This is a genomic window from Reyranella sp., assembly GCF_965249915.1.
Lineage (GTDB): Bacteria > Pseudomonadota > Alphaproteobacteria > Reyranellales > Reyranellaceae > Reyranella.
Genome location: NZ_OZ252257.1, coordinates 1,639,077 through 1,656,331, shown reverse-complemented (window position 1 = coordinate 1,656,331; position 17,255 = coordinate 1,639,077). Strand labels below are relative to the sequence as shown.

Here is a 17,255-nt window from a genome sequence, read left to right as displayed (position 1 = left end):
GGAAGGTGACCCACAAGACCCTAAATTGGCTCGGAAATTCGTCGGCCCAGTGCGACAATCCTCCCCGCGAGGGTCTGTACGGCCGCCGCCAGCGGAAATGGCACGACATAGCCACGCGGTCGCCTGCGGCGGCCCAGACGACCGGCGCCCCGTGGCGGTCGGCGCCTTCACTCATCCAGGGCGGCGCCAAAGGACCATGAGTTCGCGGCGGATCTGGAAGCCCAAGTGATGATAGAGGTCGATCGCCGGCTGGTTGTCGGGCCGTACGTGCAGAAACGGTACTTCGTCGTTCTCAAAGGCCAAGCGCATCAGCCGCCGCACCAGTCTGCTCGCGTGTCCTTGTCCCCGCACTTCCGGCCGAACGCAAATCGCGCTCAACTCGACATGGCCCGGCACGCGCAGCCGCTCGCCTGCCATGGCCACAAGGCGATCTCCCTGCCAGACGCCGAGATAGCGGCCCAGCAGCGGCGTACGGCGCCCAAACGGACCGGGTTGGGCCAGCTCGACGAGGTCGAGCATTGCCGCGGCGTCGGCCGACGAGAGCGTCGAAACCGCCTCGCCGCCGCCCTCCGGAGTTCGTGTCGCCACCATCTGCAGCAGGGGAAAGTGACCAAGATCGTCCCAGCCGGCTGGAAGCGGCTCCTCTGCCGGCCGGAACAGGCGTGCCTCGGCGCCAACCGGAAGATCCGCGGCAAGGTCGGCATAGGCCTGATCGGACGGCTCGAGGATCGCGGAGAATGGCGCGATGTCGCGCGGATAGTGGCGGGCGGCTCCACGGCCGGTCGCGTGATTTCGGTGCGGCCCCACAAGAGCGTGCCAAACCGGATTGTCGAGAACGTTGATCGTCATGAGGCGGGCCGTAACATGGAGGCCGAAGGCTTACTCGCCGGAATCGGACTCCATCGTCATGCTTCTGGTTTGACGGCCTGAAGCCGCTGGGGCGATGGCGTCCTGGCTGCGCGCTGTGCAAACCGAACCGAGGTTCCAGGACGTCCATACGATCGCGTACGCCGGCCGAAGTATGCGGACGCACGCAAAAGAAAAGGCCCGGCTGACGTCGGGCCTTTCCGTTGCAAAGGTTGCTTACCTTACTTCTTCATCGGCGCCGACTTGCCGTCCTTCCAGACGTAGATGTCGTAGACGGCGTCCTTGATGTCGCCCTTGGCGTCGAATTCGAGCACGCCGACGGCGGAGTCGTACTTGCCGGTGCGAAGCTGCTTGGCGACGGTCGCGGCATCGACCGACTTCGCCTTGTTGGCGGCATCGGCCCAGGCCTTCACGGCGGCGTAGCTGAACAGCGTGTAGCCTTCCGGATTGTACTTGGCGTCGCGGAACTTCTTCACGAGGGCGGCATTCTTCGGGTCGTCCTCGGCCTTGGGCGGGAACGACATCATCACGCCGTTGGTGGCCGCGCCGCCCAGCTGGGCGAACTCGGCCGTCTCGAGCGCATCGAAGCCCATCATGTTCGCCGCCAGGCCCTGCTCACGCGCCTGCTTGATGATCAGGGCGCCCGCGGTGTGGTAGCCGCCGAGCACGATGATATCGATCTTCGCCTGCTTCATCTTGTTGATCAGCGCGGCGAAGTCCTTGTCGGTGTCGTTGTAGGCCTCGTACATCGCCTCGCGCAGGCCGCCCTTGTTCAGGGCCTTCTTGGTCTCGTCGGCCACGCCTTTGCCGTACGGCGACTTGTCGTGGAGGATCGCGACCTTGGCGGTCTTGTTGTTCTTCAGGATGTAGTTGCCGACCGTCGTGCCCTGCACGTCGTCACGGCCGCAGGTACGGAACACCGTCGTATTGCCCTTGGAAGCGGCGTCGTCCGTGAGCTTCGGGTTGGTCGAGGCCGGCGTGATCTGCAGGATCTTGCCTTCCTTGTAGATGTCCGAGGCCGGGATCGACGAGCCCGAGCAGAAGTGGCCGGCCACGAAGACGACCTTGTCCGAGACCATCTTGTTGGCGACCGCGGTCGCCTGCTTGGGATCGCAGGCATCGTCGCCGACCACGAGTTCGAGCTTCTGGCCGTTGACGCCGCCGGCGGCATTGATGTCCGCAACCGCCATCTCGGCGCCGCGCCGCAGCTGCTCGCCGAATGCCGCGTTCGAGCCGGTCATCGGACCGGCCGAGCCGATCTTGATCTGGGCAAACGCGGGCGTCGCCATCAGCGCGACGGCTGCGACGGCCAGTGTGCCGTACATCTTCTTCATCCGGGTCTCCCTTGTTGGTTGAGCCTCCTCCGCACGCGCGGAGCATGCCGATACATTAGGGCCGCTCGTCCCAGCCCAGCAAGCCTTTGCGCCGATAGAGCCAGGGATACTGGCGCACCATCTGGCGCGCTCGGGTGAGCCTGAAGGCAAAGGCCGCGATCGCCAGCTGGACCGCCCAGCCCAGCGCGAAGCCCGCCAGCGACAAGAGCTCGCCGCCGGCCAATGCGTAGTCCAGGAAGCGCAGAGTCGCCGACAGGAGCGCCGTGTAGAACACGATCTGCAGCCACGGTCGCCAGGTCAGCGCCACGGCATGTCCCGCCGCGAACGAGGCCGGCCCGATCAGGACGAGGTTGAACAGCACTACGTTCAACAGCGTGTCGCCGAACCAGTCGAACATGAAGGTATCGAGCGGGCTCACGCATGCCCCCCTTCGAGATAGGCCGCCCTGACCTCCCGGTTGGCCAGAAGCTCCTTGCCGCTGCCGCTGAGACGCACCCGACCGTTGGCCAGCACGTAGCCGCGGTCGGCCAGGCGCAGCGCATGGAAGGCGTTCTGCTCGACCAGGAAGATCGTCACCCCCTCCTCCCGCGCGATGCGGCCGATCGAGTCGAAGATCTGGCGCACGATCAGGGGCGCCAGGCCGAGCGACGGTTCGTCGAGCAGCAGGAGCCGCGGCCGGCTCATCAGGGCGCGGCCGATCGCCAGCATCTGCTGCTCGCCACCCGAGAGGGTGCCACCGCGCTGGTCGCGCCGCTCGGCCAGCCGCGGGAACATGGCGAAGACCCTGTCGATGTCCGACCTGAAGTTGGCCGGGTCGCCCAGGATCGCCCCCATCTGCAGGTTCTCGTAAACGCTCATGCGCGCGAAGATGCGCCGGCCCTCCGGCACCTGCGCCACGCCGCGCCGCACGATCTGGTGGGTCGGCAGCGCCGTGATGTCCTCGCCGTCGAAGGTGATCCTGCCGGCGCGCGCGCGGGGATTGCCGCAGATCGTCATCAGCAGCGTCGACTTGCCGGCCCCGTTGGCGCCGATCAGCGTCACGATCTCGCCGCGCGTCACCTCCAGGTCGACGCCGTGGAGGGCCTGGATCGCGCCGTAGAAGGTCTCGACGCCCTTGACCGAGAGGATCGAGGGTTCAGCCATCGATCGCCTCCTCGTCGGTACCGAGATAGGCGCGGATCACCGCCGGATCGTTGCGCACCGCGAGCGGCGCCCCCTCGGCGATCTTGCGGCCGTAATCCAGCACGACGATGTGGTCGGAGATGTTCATCACCACGCTCATGTCGTGCTCGATCAGCAGCACGCCGATCCCGTCACGATCGCGGATCGAGACCAGGAGCTGATTGAGTTCCGCCGATTCGCGCGGGTTGAGGCCGGCGGCCGGCTCGTCGAGGCAGAGCAGCACCGGCTCCGTACACATGGCGCGGGCGATCTCGAGCCGCCGCTGGGCGCCGTAGGGCAGCTCCCCGGCCGGCCGGTCGGCATCCGCCACCAGTCCGATGCGCTCCAGCCAGAGCCGGGCCAGCTCGATTGCGGCCGCCTCGGCGCGCTGGAAGCGACCGGCGCCCACCAGCCCCAGCAGGCTCCAGCCCGACGCGCGCATCAGCTTGTTGTGCTGTGCGACCATGAGATTCTCCAGCACCGTCATGCCGGAGAACAGACGGATGTTCTGGAAGGTGCGCGCCACCCTCGCCTTCTGACCGATCTCGTGGCCGCGCATCCGCTCGAGCAGGAATTCGCCGCCGGGGCTGCGCAGGGTCAGCCGCCCGATCGTCGGCTTGTAGAAGCCGGTGATGCAGTTGAAGACGGTGGTCTTGCCGGCGCCGTTGGGCCCGATGACGGCGGTGATGGAATGCGATCGGGCCGCGAACGAAACGTCGTCGATGGCGACCAACCCACCGAAACGCATGGTCAGATGCTCGACCTCGATCAGCGGCGTGCTCATCCACCGCCTCCTGAGCCCGCCGGATGCAGCCTTATCGACGGTTCGCGGCTGGAGACGAGGCCGCGCGGCCGGAACACCATGATCAGGACCATGGCGAGGCCGAAGGCCAGCATGCGGTAGTTACCGAGGTCGCGGAACCATTCGGGCAGGCCGATCAGCAGCACCGCCGCCAGCACGACGCCGATCTGGCTGCCCATGCCGCCCAGCACGACGATCGCCAGGATGATCGCCGATTCGATGAATACGAAGCTCTCGGGGCTGATGAAGCGCTGCTTGGCGGCGAAGAACGAGCCGGCAAAGCCCGCGAACATGGCGCCGATGGCGAAGGCCGTGAGCTTGGTGTTGGTCGGATTGATGCCCAGCGCCTGGCAGGCCGTCTCGTCCTCGCGCAACGCCTCCCAGGCGCGGCCGACCGGCAGGCGCCGCATGCGCTGGGTGAACAGGTTGGTGATCAGCGCCAGGCCGAGGATGATGTAGTAGAGGAAGATCAGCCGGTGATTGCCGTCGAAGGCAATGCCCAGCATCTCCGATACGGTCTGCTTGCCCGGTGGCGGCGTCTCGGCGAACACGGCGCCGAACAGGGTCGGTCCGGGAATGGAGCCGATGCCGGCCGGACCGTTCGTCAGGTCGAACCAGTTGAGCAGCACCAGGCGGATGATCTCGCCGAAGCCCAGGGTCACGATGGCGAGATAGTCGCCGCGCAGGCGCAGCACAGGAAAGCCCAGCATGATGCCGAACAGCGCCGCCATCATCCCGGCGAGCGGCAGGACCGTCCAGAAACCCAGCCCATACTGCGTGCTGAGCAGCGCATAGGCGTAGGCCCCGACGGCGTAGAAGGCCACGTACCCGAGATCGAGCAGGCCCGCGAGCCCGACCACGATGTTCAGCCCCCAGCCCAGCATCACGTAGGTCAGGATCAGCACGCCGAGATCCATCGTCTTCTGGTCGGCAAACGGCATGGCCGGCAGCAGGACCGCGCCGGCCAGCAGCAGCCAGCCGAACCATTTGGCGCCGGCCTTGCCCAGCGCCACGCCCGACGGCGTGCGCGCCGCCGCGCCCATGGCGTCGTTGGCCCACGGCCAGATCGCGCGGATCAACAGCACCACGCCGCCCAGCCCCACGAACCAGTGCAGGAAACCCGACGGCATTTTCATCGGCGAGGCGCCGGCCGCGATCATCGCGACACCCAATGCGATGGCAGGCCAGCGCAGGCCGTTCGCCGCCATCGAGAGGCCGAGGCGCCCGACGAAGATCGCAACGATCGCCACGGCGAGATCGACCAGCTGGTAGTCGAAGCCCAGCCCCTTCCCGCCGCCCTGGTCGACGGTGCGGAAGCCGACGACGAAGAAACCGAGGGCCGCGGCAACGAAAGCGGTGAGACCCGCATCCTTCAGCATGAGAGGGAGACGCGGGCCCATGCGTTCAGACCTTCTCGATCTCCGGTTTGCCGAGCAGGCCGCTCGGCCGGAAGATCAGCACCAGCACCAGGATCGCGAAGGCCGCGACGTCCTTGTACTCGCTCGAGAAGTAGCCGGCCCAGAAGACCTCGATCAGACCGATCAGCAGCCCGCCCAGCATGGCGCCCGGCAGCGAGCCGATACCGCCCAGCACAGCGGCCGTGAAGGCCTTGATCCCGGCCAGGAAGCCGATGAAGAAGTCGATGACGCCGTAGTACATCAGGAAGAGCATGCCGGCGACCGCGGCCAGCGCCGCGCCCAGCACGAAGGTGAGCGAGATGGTGCGGTCGACGTTGACGCCCAGCAGGGAGGCCATCTTCATGTCCTGCTCGCAGGCACGCTGCTGGCGCCCGAGCGAGGTCCTGGCGATCACCCAGGTGAAGCCCGCCATCAGCACGACCGTCACCAGCACGATGATGATCTGCAGCCAGGTGACGCGCACGTCGAACCCGTCGGCGGTGAACAGGTTGAAGCCACCCGACACGATCTGCCCGCCGGGCTTGGGCCGCGCCCCCTGTGCCAGCTGCACGTAGTTCTGCAGCGCTATGGAGACGCCGATCGCCGAGATCAGCGGCGCCAGCCGGAACGATCCGCGCAACGGTCGATAGGCCGTTCGTTCTATCGCCCAGCCGTAGACGGCGGAGAAGGACATGGCCAGCAGCAGGACCAGGACGATGGCGATGGGCGCCGAGCTGATGCCGAGACTGCCGCAGATGATGAAGCCGATCAGCGAGATGAACGCGCCGATCATGAAGACTTCGCCGTGTGCGAAGTTGATCATGCCGATGATGCCGTAGACCATCGTGTAACCGATGGCGATCAGCCCGTAGATGGCGCCCAGCGTGATTGCGTTGATCAGCTGTTGCGTGAAATACGCCATGCCTTGTTTCTGTCTCCCTGCCCTTGCGACCTACGATGCTTTCTCGGGCACTGGCAAGCTCAAGATGGGCCGCTTGCAAATAGCGGACCACCACACCCGCGGTTTCGGTCCCTGCCTGCCAGGCCCGGGCGAGGCGGCCGAAATGCCGCTTGCGCTCCGTCGCGCGAGCACGGATTAAATGCAGCCATGATTACCCCCTCCTACGACGTGATCGTCATCGGCGCCGGTCCGGCCGGACTGACCGCCGCCACTGAAATCGCCCGCGCCGGACTGAAGGCGCTCTGCCTCGACAAGCTCGCGCCCGGCGGCGAAATCATCAACCTGGGCGCCCTCCACGATTTCGAGGAGATGTTCGACGGCACGACGATGGCCGCGCGCCTCACCGACGACGCCGCCGTGGCCGGCGTCGAGCTCGGCTTCGGCGAGGTCTCGGCGATTGCCGGGACCGGCCCCTTCGAGGTCGAGACGACCGACGGCGAGCGCCACAGTGCGCGCTCGGTGGTCGTGGCGACCGGCCTGAACAAGGGCAAGCTCGGCATACCGGGCGAGGATGAATATGAAGGCCGCGGCCTTTCCCACTGCGCGAACTGCGACGGGCCGCTCTATGCCGGCCAGCCCGTGATCGTCGCCGGCGCGACCGGCTGGGCGCCTTACGAGGCCGCCGTCCTGGTCGGCATCGCAGGCGACATCACCATGCTCGGCACGCCGACCGGCCCGGTCCCCGAGGGCGTGACGGCCCAGCCGGGACGCATCGTCGGCCTCGAAGGCAGCAATGGTCTCGAGGCCGTCACGATCGAAAAGGACGGCCAGCGAAACCGCGTTTCGACGAATGCCGTGTTCGTTTACGAAGGCCGGTCTCCCGCTGCGGAATTTGTGCCGGATTCGCTTGCACGCGACGCCACGGGGCATATCGTTGTCGATGCACAGGGCCAGGCCGGCCAGCCGCTGGTGTTTGCCGCCGGCGACGTCCGGTCCGGTTCCAAGGAATACCTGGCCGACGCGATCGCGGACGGCCAGCGCGTCGCCAAGTCGGTCGTCGCGGCGTTGAACAAATAGCGTGGAGGAAAGCAGACATGCGTATCTTCAATCCCAGCTTCGGCATGGCCGCCGCCGGTCCCGCCAAGGTGACCTTGCAGCCCGTGAACTGGGCGACCGACGCCATTGCCCTGATCTCCAATTCCAAGCCCAATGCCCGTGAGCTCCTGGAAGGCGTCCGCGCCATGCTGGGCGCGCACCGTCCGGTGGACAACATCCACTTCCATGCCAAGAACAGCGCCAGCCAGCCGGCACCGAAGGAGCTGATCGAGAAGGTCGCCAAGAACTACAAGGCAGCACTTCTAGCCTTAGGTGATTGAGGAAGCTGTTCATCGTGGAGTTTCCACGACAGCCTCGAACTCGAGAAGCTCGGCATCACCGCTTTCGTGATCGCCACTGAGACTTTCAAACCGCTGGTCCTGGCCCAGGCGAAAGCCCGCAAGGTCGAAGCGCGCCTTATCGTAGTGAAGCACCCCGTCGGCGGCCTGAATGCCGAAGAGCTGCGGGAACGGATCGAAGCAGCGACCAAGGGACTGACCGAGGCGACGAGCAAATGAAGGACATCGCCGACCAGGAAGTGATCGACATCGGCGATATGGATGTCGAGGCCTTCAACGAGTACGCCAACGAACAGGGCTGGAGCGACGGCATGCCGCTCTTCGTGCCCACCGAGGCCAAGGTGGCGAAGTTCGTCGAAACCGTTCGCGGCGACAACCGTCCCTACCCGCCGGTGCCGCCGCGCCAGATCGTCCCGACGTTGCAGGCGCTGGCCGCCAATGCCGTCATGGCCGGCTGCAAACCGGAATACTTCCCCGTCGTGACCGCCGCCCTGCGCGGCGTGCTCGACCCGGAATACAATCTGCACGGCACGCTCGCGACCACGCACTCCTGCGCGCCGATGGTCATGGTGAGCGGCCCCATCCGGCACGAGCTCAACATCAACTGCGGAACCAACTGCTTCGGCCAGGGTCGCCAGGCCAACGCCACGATCGGCCGCGCGCTCGGCCTGATGCTGCTGAACGTGGCTGGCGCCAAGCCGGGCGAGATGGACCGCTCCACCCAGGGCAATCCCGCCAAGTTCACCTTCTGCTTCGGCGAGAACGAGGAAGAGAACCCCTGGACGCCCTATCACGTGCAGCGCGGCTTCGCGCCCACGGACTCGGTCGTGACGGTGATGTCGGGTGAAGGCCCGCACAATCTGAACGACCACGGCTCGACCACGGGCGACGGGCTGCTGACCACCTTCGCGGGCGGCATGTCCAACCCCGGTGCCAATACCGTGTACGGCAAGGGGCCGATGTTCCTCATCATCGGCCCGGAGCACGCCGCGACCCTGAAGCGCGATGGCTTCACGCTGGAGAGCATCCGCGAGGAACTCTGGAAGCGCTCACGCATCCACCTGTCGCGAATCTCCCGCGAGAACCTCGACACCTACGAGAGCACCGGCCACAAGCCGGACGGCGACTGGCTGACGATCGGCCGCGATCCTAACGACATCCACATCACCGTCGCGGGCGGTCCGGGCAAGCATTCGGCGTTCATTCCGTCGTTCGGCGGCACCACCGTGGCCTGCACGCGCATCGCCCGATGAGCGAGTGGTGCGGCTGGCCGGTCGTCGAATCGACGGCTTGGGAAAGCGCACAGCAGATCCTGGCGGAGGCCGAGCTTTCGGACGGCCTCCCTCTTGTGCCTCCTACGCGGAAGCGGCTCGACGCCATGATCGCCGGAGTCGCCAGCCGGGCAGACTCGCTTGGGATGATGCCGCCGATGTTCGGCGACATCACGCCCGAGTCCGTCGCCTATCAATGCGTGATCGCGGGCTGCGTGCCGGCGGAACTGCCGGTCGTGCTGGCGGCGGCACAGGCGCTGCTCGAGCCCGACTTCAATCTTCTCGGCATCGCCACCACCACCGGCAGCGCCGCCGTCGCGCTCTGCATCCATGGTCCGATCGCGCGCAGGCTCGGGGTCAACGCGCTGACCAACGCCATCGGCCCCGGCGCCCGCGCCAACGCCTGCATCGGTCGCGCCCTGCAGCTCTGCCTGCGCAACATAGGCGGCGCGCGCTCGGATACCGGCGACATGGCGACGATGGGGCAGCCGGCCAAGTTCACGCTGTGCTTCGCCGAACGCGAAGGCGGTCCCTTCCCCACCTTCACCGAACGCCATGGCCTCGGCAAAGACGAGAGCGCCATCACGGTGATGGGCATTTCAGGCACCGCCGAGGTGCTGCCGGGCGACGGCGAAGGGGCCACGCCCGAGGCCATCCTCGACCCGGTCGTCGCCGGCATGCGCGCCGAGATCGTGATGTCGGGACAGAGCCGCAAGAGCGAGCGCGGCGAACAGGTCCTTCTGCTGCCGCTCGAACTCGCCGAGAAGATCGCCCGCCACGAGGGCTGGGATATCAAGCGTGTCCAGCAATACCTGTTCGACAAGGGTGAGGACGTAGCCAGTTCTCCGGAGGCGATCCATCCGATCGTGACCGGCGGCGCGGGCTACAAGATGGCCTATCTCCCGATCTGGGGCGGCGGATCGCAGATCGTGATGCGCAAGCTCTGACCCGGGCCGCCGGGCCCTGCGGGCCCGGCTACTTCAGGAGCCTGCGCACGAGCCCGTAGAACAGCCACATCCCCAAACCCCACAGGGCATAGACGATCGGCACGACCGCCACGCCGGGCAGGCGCCAGCCGCCGCCGACCGGCGCGCCCTTGATCGGCAGGACGACGAACCAGTTCACCGCCAATACCAGCGTGATCGCGAAGAGGATCCACCCCAGGGCCCCATTCAGGATGCCGGGCAGTCGTGCGACCACGAAAGCGCCCAGGGCGCCCCAAAGACCGCCCCAGAAGGCCAGGGAGACGATGGCCGGAACGCCCCAGGGCGGCACCGGCCGCATGTTGTAGAGATTGGGCCGGCCGAACCCCAGTTCGGCGGCGATGTAGAAGCCCCACTGGTGGAACACCAGTACGCTCAACGCGCCGGCGAGAAAGCCAGCAACAACCATGCGCCAGAGATTGCCTGTCACCTCACGTCACCCCGGAGGACGCCGATCGCGCCACGGATGCGCCTGTTCGAGCTGGGCGGCCAGTGACAACAGCGTGGCCTCAGCGCCGTAGCGGGCGACGAAATGCATCCCGATCGGCAGACCGTCGTCCGTCCATTCGAGCGGCACCGACATGGCCGGTACGCCCGCGGCATTGCAGACGGAGGTGAAGGCCACCATCGGTGCGAGCCCCTCCTCGTACGTCTCGAGACTTCCATCCATGCGCACGGTGCCCAACGGCAACGAGGTCCGCGCGATGGTCGGCGACAGGAGAATGTCGAAGCCCTCGAAGAAGGCCCCGAGTTGCCGGCCGGTGCGGTGGAAGACCTGCACCGCGCGGATATAGTCGTGGGCACTTATCCTGCTGCCCTGCTCCGCATGGAGCTGCGTCACCGGTTCCAGATCGCGCGGTCCCGGCACGCGGCCATTGGCGCGCACCTGGATATTGGTGAGGGTGTTGGCGCACATCACCGTGCCGAAGGCTGTGCCCGCCGCCGCGGCATCGTAGTCGGGCGCGGCCTCCTCCACGTGATGGCCGAGTGCCTCCAGCCGTTTCGCCGTGCGCTCGACGGCCGCGATCAGCACGGGATCCATCGAGTCCCAGCCCACGGGCTTGCGCAGGAACGCGACACGGAGCCTGCCTGGCGCGCGCCTGGTCGCATCGAGGAACGAGCCCCGGGCTTCGGGCGCGCCATATGGATCGCCGGGTTCGCCGCCCGCCAGCGCATCGAGCAGGGCCGCACTGTCGCGCACCGAGATCGAGACGCAGAGCTGCGCGCCGGCGCCCGCCAGCGTCTCGCCGATCGGCGCCAGGCTGATGCGGCCACGCGAGGGCTTCAGACCGAACAGGCCGCATAGAGACGCCGGAATGCGGATCGAACCGCCGCCGTCGGTCGCATGCGCCATCGCCAGCGCCCGTGCCGCTACGATGGCCGCCGAACCTCCCGAGGAGCCGCCCGGCGACAGGTCGACCCGCCAGGGATTGACCGTTGCGCCGCCGAAGGCCGGCTCCGTCGTGGGTGCGAGGCCGAACTCGCTGGTGTTGCTGCGGCCGACGATCACGAGCCCGGCGCGGCGCATGCGCGCCACGGCCGCGCTGTCCTGTGCGGCCACCGGTTCTTTCGCGAAGAAGCGCGAGCCGACCGTGGTCGGCGCGCCGGCACAATCGGCCATGAGCTGCTTCACGACGAAGGGAATGCCCTGGAATTGCCCGTCGCCTGCCGCAGCGATGGATCTTTCGAGCAGGTCGCCTTCGTAGAAATCCGTGATCGCGTTCAGCCGGTCGTTGGCCTCGCGCAGCCGCACGAGGGTGGCATCGAGCAGTTCTTTGGCGCCGATCTGGCGGCTGCGGACCAGCTCCGCGACAGCCAGTGCGTCATTTGTCGCGAAAACGTCTTCCAACGGTTCAGTTCCGCCAGCGCTCGAGGTTCGCCGCTACGAAGGCGTCGTCATGAAGCTCGGGATAGGTGGCGTAGAGCCGGTCGATGCCTTCGCTCTGACCGGGGCTCAGCTTCTCGTGCGGATCGAGGCATTCGATGGACTGAAGCAGGCCCTGACGCCGCAGGATTTCGTGGCAGCCGGGAATGCAGCCGGCGAAATCATGGTCGACGTCGAACACGACGCTGTTGCAGTCCGTCACGAATGAATCGAGCGCCAGTATTTCAGGCGGGACCGCGCCGTTCGACACCGAGAGCTTCAGCCTTTCCAGCATCTTCGCCGCGCCGCGCGTCCAGACGCTCCAGTGGCCGAGCAGGCCACCCTGGAAGCGCAGCGTCACCTCGCGGTTGCCGGTGCGCACGACCATCGGCGTTACGAGATCGGCCACGATATGATCGTCGTTGCCGGTGTAGAGGGTGATGCGATCCTCGGCGTGGGCCGCGGCGATGCCGAAGCAGACATCGAGCGTGCGGTAGCGGTTGAACGGCGCCACCTTGATCGCCACGACATTGTCGATCGCGGCAAAGCGGGCCCAGAACTCGCGCGACAGCTTGATGCCGCCCACCGCGGTCTGCAGGTAGAAGCCGATCAGCGGCATTTCCTTCGCGACCGCAGCGCAATGCTCGATCAGTTCGTCCTCGCTCGAGCCCTTCAGCGCCGCCAGCGACAGCAAGACCGCGTGATAGCCGAGCGACCGCGCCGTGCGCGCTTCCTCCAGCGCCTGCGCCGTCTTGCCAACGGCGCCCGCGATCATGACCAGCGGTCGGTCGGTCCAGTCGCGCGCCGTCTCGATGGCGAGTTCGAGGACGGGGCGATAGAGCCCGACTTCGCGGATGGCGAACTGCGTGGTGTGGACGCCCACCGCCAGTCCGCCGGAACCGGCGTCGAGGTAATAGCGACTCAAGGCGCGTTGCGACTGCCTGTCGAAGTTCCGCTGGGCGTCGAGCGCCAGCGGGTGCGCGGGGATGACGGTGCCCTGCCGCAGCAGGGACAGGACCGGCGCCGGAAGATCGCGCCAGTGGAGGGCCTTGTCGGTGCTCATGCCTGCATCCTATCCCAGTTCCGGGCCTGCGAGGGCAAAGACATGCGAGGGATCGTCCAGCCTCTTCGCCGTCCCCAGGGTCATCCGCATGTAGCCGCGGGGCGAGGTCGCCCCCTGCTGCTGGAGCCAGGCGCGGACGGCCTGATGCGCCTCCGGCACGTCGATGATGAACGGCCCCGGCGCGGTGGCGGCCGCACGCGAGATCAGGGACAGGGCGATGGCCTCGCGGTCGGCCACGACCGGTCCGAGCGACGTTGCCACCCGGCCCTCGCGGCCCAGCACGAAGCCCACGATCTTGCCCCCCACGTCTTCGGCCAACCACGCGCGGCCGGGCTGCCGCAGGGCGAGGTGCATCAGGATCGAAGGCCGCTCCATGCCGGTGAGCGGCCGGTCGTAGACGGCAAGCCGCGGCAGGTCCGCCGGCGTGATCGGCCGGATCGTGACGCCGGCCGGCGGTGCGACCGCGGCGGCCTCCACCCCGTCGAAGTGCCAGCGCGCGATCGGGTAGAGGTCTCGAAAACCGAGCGTCAGATAGATCGGCCGCCCCTGCTCCGTCGCATCGAGGCCCGCGACCGCGTCGGCGGCCAGGACTTCCTCGATGCAGCGCTTGAGCAGGCCTGTCCCGAGGCCGCCACGGCGACGGTCCCTGGTCACCAGCACCATGCTGATCCAGGCGAGATTCTGGCCGAGCGGCAGGACCAATGAACTCGCCTTCCACGTTCCGTCCGGCGCCGTACAGCCGAAGCCGCGGCCGGCCCCCAGCATGAACCGCCAGTCGGCAACGTTCTGGTTCCATCCCGCCTCGATCGACAGCGGCCAGACCGCATCAGCCTGCTCCGGGTCGATCGGCTTGACGTCGACCCCATCAGACAGTGGCGCGTCAGTATTTGCCATCGCGCACCTCGTAGTGCGTGGGCTTGTTCAGCGTGACCATGTCCCTCTGCAGCCAGTCGGTCGTCCACTCGATCATCTTCGAGAGCGGCACGCTGGGCGGCCCGAACTCCTTCTCCATGCGGCTCGCATTGTTCAGCCAGCCGGTCGGCGCTTCCTTGCCGGTGAGGATGGGTGTCCTCTCCAGCAGCTTGCCGAATTCGGCGGCCAGCTTGCGGATCTCGATGGTCTCCAGGCCCGTCACGTTGATCGGTGTCGTGGGTGTGGTCGCGCGGGCGAGGCAACGCAGCGCGACGGAATTCGCATCGCCCTGCCAGATGACGTTCACATGCCCCATCGACAGGTCGATCGGCTCGCCGTCCCTCACCTTGCGGCCGACGTCGTGCAGGACGCCGTAGCGCATGTCGATCGCGTAGTTGAGGCGGAACAGCCGGCCGGGCGTGCCGTGGCGGGCCGAGAAATACTCGAACATGCGCTCGCGGCCGACGCAGGAATTCGCATAGTCTCCGGAGGGCGGCACCGGCGGCACTTCCTCCGTCGCGCCGCCACTGTCGACCGGCACGAACGGATAGACGCACCCCGTCGAGAAGGCGACGATGCGCGATTCCTTGAAGACCTCCGCGACCATCGCCGGGACCTGTACGTTCATCGCCCAGGTGAGCGGCACGTCGCCGGTCGCGCCGAACTTGCGCCCCGCCATGAAGACGACGTTGGCGGCCTTGGGCAGGTTTTCCAACGCCGCGCGATTCAGCAGGTCCGCGGAGACCGGCTCGACGCCGGCCTTCTCCAGCGCCTCCTTCACACCGGGCTCGCTGAAGCGCGCCACGCCCATCACCCGCTTGGTCGGCGCGGCGCGCTTGGCCATGCGCGCGAGGGTCGGGCCCATCTTGCCGCCGACGCCCAGGACGAGGATGTCACCCGGCGTCGCCGCCAGATCGGCCACCAGATCGGCCGACGGGGCGGTCATGAAATCCTCGACGGCCTCGACGCTGTCGAAGCGGGCCGGAAGGTTGGCGCTCATTTCTTGCCTCCAGGATGGGCCGGCGTCAGCCGTTCGTGTGGCGCGGCAGGCATCGAGCGCAGCGCCGCGAAGTCGAGATCGACGCCGACCGCGAAGCCCGGACACGCCAACGAACCCAATGCCAGCGCGCCGTCCCGCACCTTGAGCCGCGCCGGCCTGCCGGCCTGGCGCTCGTAGAGATCGGGATGGGCGGCCACGAAGGCATTCTGTTCGGCGTCGGAGGCCGACGACATGCCGTCGATGAAATGATGGGCGTTGCGCTCGACATGGGTGAGGCCCAGCAGTGAGACCAGTGCCAGGTCCTGCTGGACGCTGACGCCGGGCTGCGTCGTGAGATCCTCGGCCGACATGAAGTAGCCGGGCCCCAGCTTCGTGACCCGTGCCGCATTCAGGATCGACTTGTAGAAGCCCTTGCAGTTCTTGCTGGAGACTCCGGCATAGCCGAGCTTCAGCGCCTCCGGGAAGGTCGCGAGCTCGCCGTCCGATTCGTCGATGATGACGGGGCGATACTTGGCAAGCGCCGTCACCGGCCGGCTGAGCGCCGCCTGGCGCTTGATCGGCTGCTCGATGAACAGAGTGGCTCTGACCATCTTCGCGAGCGCCGGCGTCTCCTCGACCTTGCGCCACAGCTCCACGATGCCGTCGACATCGTCGTACTGTTCGTTGCCGTCGAACGTGACCTTGTAGTCGCCGGCTGCCGCATCGAGCACGGAAGCGATGCGCGTCAGCCGATCCAGGTCGGCCCGGATGTCGCCGCCGACCTTCAGCTTGTAATAGCGGCCGCGATAGTAGGAGACGACCTCTTCCAGCGTCTCCGGAAGCCCGTCGTTCACCCGCTCGGACTCCAGCCGCTCGGCCTTCGTCAGCGGATCGACCAGGCCCACCGTGTGACGCAAGTCGATCGACGGGCGCGGCTTCAGTCCCTTCAGGAAACCCGAGAGATCACCGGCGTCGATGTCCGGTGTCAGATCGGTCGCTGAGATGCCCGGCACATTGGCCGTGATCATCTGCGCAAAGGATTGGCCGGTCACCTTGCCAAGCGCATCGAGGATCGCCCTGTCGAGCAGCGCCGGTCCGTACGAGGCAACCAGAGGATTGAGCCCCAGCTCGCCGCCGCGCGAGATCTGCTGGCGATAGCTGCCGGCATAGAGCCCGAAGGGCGTGTCGAACCCTCGCTCGCCGTAGTGGTCGATGGCGAGCTGCAGGGCCTGCCGCAGCTGGTCGAGATTCTGTGCGTCGGAAAACTCCGGGCTCTTCTCGAACCACTTGGCGCCCAGCGCCTCGGCCGCGACTCCTTCGCTGGTACGACCGTCCTCCAGCGCGATGCGTACGCGGATGATCGCCTGGATGCCCTGCGTCACCGTGATGACGCCGAAGCGGAACGGCAGGCGCAGGCGGTGGTCGCGCTCGAAGCGGTCGACCGCCTCAACCTTCACTTTCATACCGTTTGCTCCAGCAGACCTTGAACATAGCCGATCATGCGCGCCGCGCAGGTCGAACCGTCGGGTTCGTAGATGAAGGGTTCCATGGCGACCCAGCCATCGTAACCCGTGTCGCGCAGCGCCTCGACCACGGGCGCGAATTTGTCCGTCCCCTCGCCCGGCCCGCGCTTGTTGCGGTCGTTGAACTGGACATGCGCCATCAACCCGGTCGGCATCCAGCGGCGGATGACATCGGCAACCGGCTCCTGCTCTTCCAGGCTGGAGGCCAGCGTGTCGACCATCAGCCGGAAGGCCGGGCTGCCGATACGACGGACGACGGCCTCGGCCTCGCTGAGCGTATTGACGAAGTTGCAATCGGGTCGCGCCAGCGGCTCCAGGCAATAGACCACGCCGGCCTTCTCCGCAGCGGCGGCGGCGACGGCCCAGGCTTCCTCGACGCGCCTGGCATCATCCGGGTGGGCTACACGGCGCTGGCCGGGCGAACCATGAACGAGATAGGCGCCGCCCAGGTCGGCGCAGAGTTCGATGGATGACAGCAGCACATCGACGCTGCGCTGCCACACCGCCCGATCTTCGGTCGCGATCGACAGTCCCGCCGGCGCCGCCAGCAGCCAGTGGAGGCCGCTGACCTCCACGCCGGCGTCGGCACAGGCCTTGCGGACGGAAGCACGCTGGGAGGCTGGCATGCGCCATGCATCGTCGCCCAGGGTGAACGGCGCGACTTCGAGTCCTTTGTAGCCGAGCGCCGCCGCCAGAGCGCATTGGCGCTCGAACGACAACTCGCGGATGACTTCGTTGCAGAGAGAAAGCTTCACGGACGAACCTCGCCTTGACGGGCAAATGCGCGTTCGCCAGTCTCATCGC

Annotated in this window: 18 protein-coding genes; 4 read left to right on the top strand and 14 right to left on the bottom strand. The window is 67.1% G+C overall.

Features of this window, described 5'->3' with window-relative positions:
- Nucleotides 1–171: 171 nt before the first annotated feature.
- The 7 genes from ACP15H_RS08315 to ACP15H_RS08285 all read right to left on the bottom strand — a co-directional run bounded on the left by ACP15H_RS08315 (nt 172) and on the right by ACP15H_RS08285 (nt 6,483).
- Nucleotides 172–849, bottom strand: coding sequence for a GNAT family N-acetyltransferase (locus tag ACP15H_RS08315; RefSeq protein WP_425065734.1), 678 nt, complete (start codon nt 847–849; stop codon nt 172–174).
- A 239-nt stretch (nt 850–1,088) separates the two neighbouring features.
- Nucleotides 1,089–2,201 (bottom strand): branched-chain amino acid ABC transporter substrate-binding protein, encoded by a 1,113-nt coding sequence (locus tag ACP15H_RS08310; RefSeq protein WP_425065733.1) that lies wholly within the window; start codon nt 2,199–2,201, stop codon nt 1,089–1,091.
- A 55-nt stretch (nt 2,202–2,256) separates the two neighbouring features.
- Complete coding sequence (locus tag ACP15H_RS08305; protein ID WP_425065732.1) at nt 2,257–2,619, bottom strand: DUF6867 family protein; 363 nt, start codon at nt 2,617–2,619, stop codon at nt 2,257–2,259.
- Nucleotides 2,616–3,344: an ABC transporter ATP-binding protein gene (locus ACP15H_RS08300; RefSeq protein ID WP_425065731.1), complete on the bottom strand. Its 729-nt coding sequence runs from the start codon at nt 3,342–3,344 to the stop codon at nt 2,616–2,618. The genes ACP15H_RS08305 and ACP15H_RS08300 overlap by 4 nt, the downstream gene beginning before the upstream one ends.
- Nucleotides 3,337–4,146, bottom strand: coding sequence for an ABC transporter ATP-binding protein (locus tag ACP15H_RS08295; protein ID WP_425065730.1), 810 nt, complete (start codon nt 4,144–4,146; stop codon nt 3,337–3,339). Before ACP15H_RS08295 ends, ACP15H_RS08300 begins: the two co-directional genes overlap by 8 nt.
- The gene (livM, locus tag ACP15H_RS08290; protein WP_425065729.1) at nt 4,143–5,564 is read right to left on the bottom strand and encodes a high-affinity branched-chain amino acid ABC transporter permease LivM; all 1,422 of its coding nucleotides are present in this window, start codon (nt 5,562–5,564) and stop codon (nt 4,143–4,145) included. Before livM ends, ACP15H_RS08295 begins: the two co-directional genes overlap by 4 nt.
- Nucleotides 5,565–5,568: 4 nt before the next feature.
- Nucleotides 5,569–6,483: an ABC transporter permease subunit gene (locus ACP15H_RS08285; protein ID WP_422013503.1), complete on the bottom strand. Its 915-nt coding sequence runs from the start codon at nt 6,481–6,483 to the stop codon at nt 5,569–5,571.
- A 186-nt stretch (nt 6,484–6,669) separates the two neighbouring features.
- On the opposite strand from ACP15H_RS08285, the gene ACP15H_RS08280 reads away from it, so the two are divergent.
- The 4 genes from ACP15H_RS08280 to ACP15H_RS08265 are packed head-to-tail and all read left to right on the top strand — an operon-like array spanning nt 6,670 to nt 10,074.
- Nucleotides 6,670–7,539: an NAD(P)/FAD-dependent oxidoreductase gene (locus ACP15H_RS08280; protein ID WP_425065728.1), complete on the top strand. Its 870-nt coding sequence runs from the start codon at nt 6,670–6,672 to the stop codon at nt 7,537–7,539.
- 17 nt (nt 7,540–7,556) lie between these two features.
- Nucleotides 7,557–8,075: a UGSC family (seleno)protein gene (locus ACP15H_RS08275; RefSeq protein ID WP_422036204.1), complete on the top strand. Its 519-nt coding sequence runs from the start codon at nt 7,557–7,559 to the stop codon at nt 8,073–8,075.
- Entirely contained in the window at nt 8,072–9,109 is a 1,038-nt protein-coding gene (locus ACP15H_RS08270) for a hypothetical protein (RefSeq protein WP_425065727.1), read from the top strand. Before ACP15H_RS08275 ends, ACP15H_RS08270 begins: the two co-directional genes overlap by 4 nt.
- Entirely contained in the window at nt 9,106–10,074 is a 969-nt protein-coding gene (locus ACP15H_RS08265) for a hypothetical protein (protein ID WP_425065726.1), read from the top strand. Before ACP15H_RS08270 ends, ACP15H_RS08265 begins: the two co-directional genes overlap by 4 nt.
- 28 nt (nt 10,075–10,102) lie before the next feature.
- On the opposite strand, the gene ACP15H_RS08260 is transcribed toward ACP15H_RS08265, so the two are convergent.
- Genes ACP15H_RS08260 through ACP15H_RS08230 form a run of 7 tightly spaced genes read right to left on the bottom strand, consistent with a single transcriptional unit; the run spans nt 10,103 to nt 17,206 of the window.
- On the bottom strand, nt 10,103–10,519 hold the full coding sequence (locus ACP15H_RS08260) for a hypothetical protein (RefSeq protein ID WP_425065725.1): 417 nt from the start codon (nt 10,517–10,519) through the stop codon (nt 10,103–10,105).
- 27 nt (nt 10,520–10,546) lie between these two features.
- Nucleotides 10,547–11,959, bottom strand: coding sequence for an amidase (locus ACP15H_RS08255; RefSeq protein ID WP_425065724.1), 1,413 nt, complete (start codon nt 11,957–11,959; stop codon nt 10,547–10,549).
- Nucleotides 11,960–11,963: 4 nt separating this feature from the next.
- A complete protein-coding gene (locus ACP15H_RS08250) occupies nt 11,964–13,037 on the bottom strand; it encodes a dihydrodipicolinate synthase family protein (protein WP_425065723.1) in 1,074 nt (357 codons plus the stop codon).
- Nucleotides 13,038–13,046: 9 nt separating this feature from the next.
- A complete protein-coding gene (locus tag ACP15H_RS08245) occupies nt 13,047–13,931 on the bottom strand; it encodes a hypothetical protein (protein WP_425065722.1) in 885 nt (294 codons plus the stop codon).
- Nucleotides 13,918–14,949 carry an NAD-dependent epimerase/dehydratase family protein gene (locus tag ACP15H_RS08240; RefSeq protein ID WP_425065721.1) on the bottom strand — a complete coding sequence of 344 codons (1,032 nt, stop codon included), beginning with the start codon at nt 14,947–14,949 and terminating at the stop codon, nt 13,918–13,920. Before ACP15H_RS08240 ends, ACP15H_RS08245 begins: the two co-directional genes overlap by 14 nt.
- Nucleotides 14,946–16,391 carry a mandelate racemase gene (locus tag ACP15H_RS08235; protein ID WP_425065720.1) on the bottom strand — a complete coding sequence of 482 codons (1,446 nt, stop codon included), beginning with the start codon at nt 16,389–16,391 and terminating at the stop codon, nt 14,946–14,948. The genes ACP15H_RS08240 and ACP15H_RS08235 overlap by 4 nt, the downstream gene beginning before the upstream one ends.
- The gene (locus tag ACP15H_RS08230) at nt 16,388–17,206 is read right to left on the bottom strand and encodes a sugar phosphate isomerase/epimerase family protein (RefSeq protein ID WP_425065719.1); all 819 of its coding nucleotides are present in this window, start codon (nt 17,204–17,206) and stop codon (nt 16,388–16,390) included. The genes ACP15H_RS08235 and ACP15H_RS08230 overlap by 4 nt, the downstream gene beginning before the upstream one ends.
- Between the last annotated feature and the right edge of the window lie 49 nt (nt 17,207–17,255).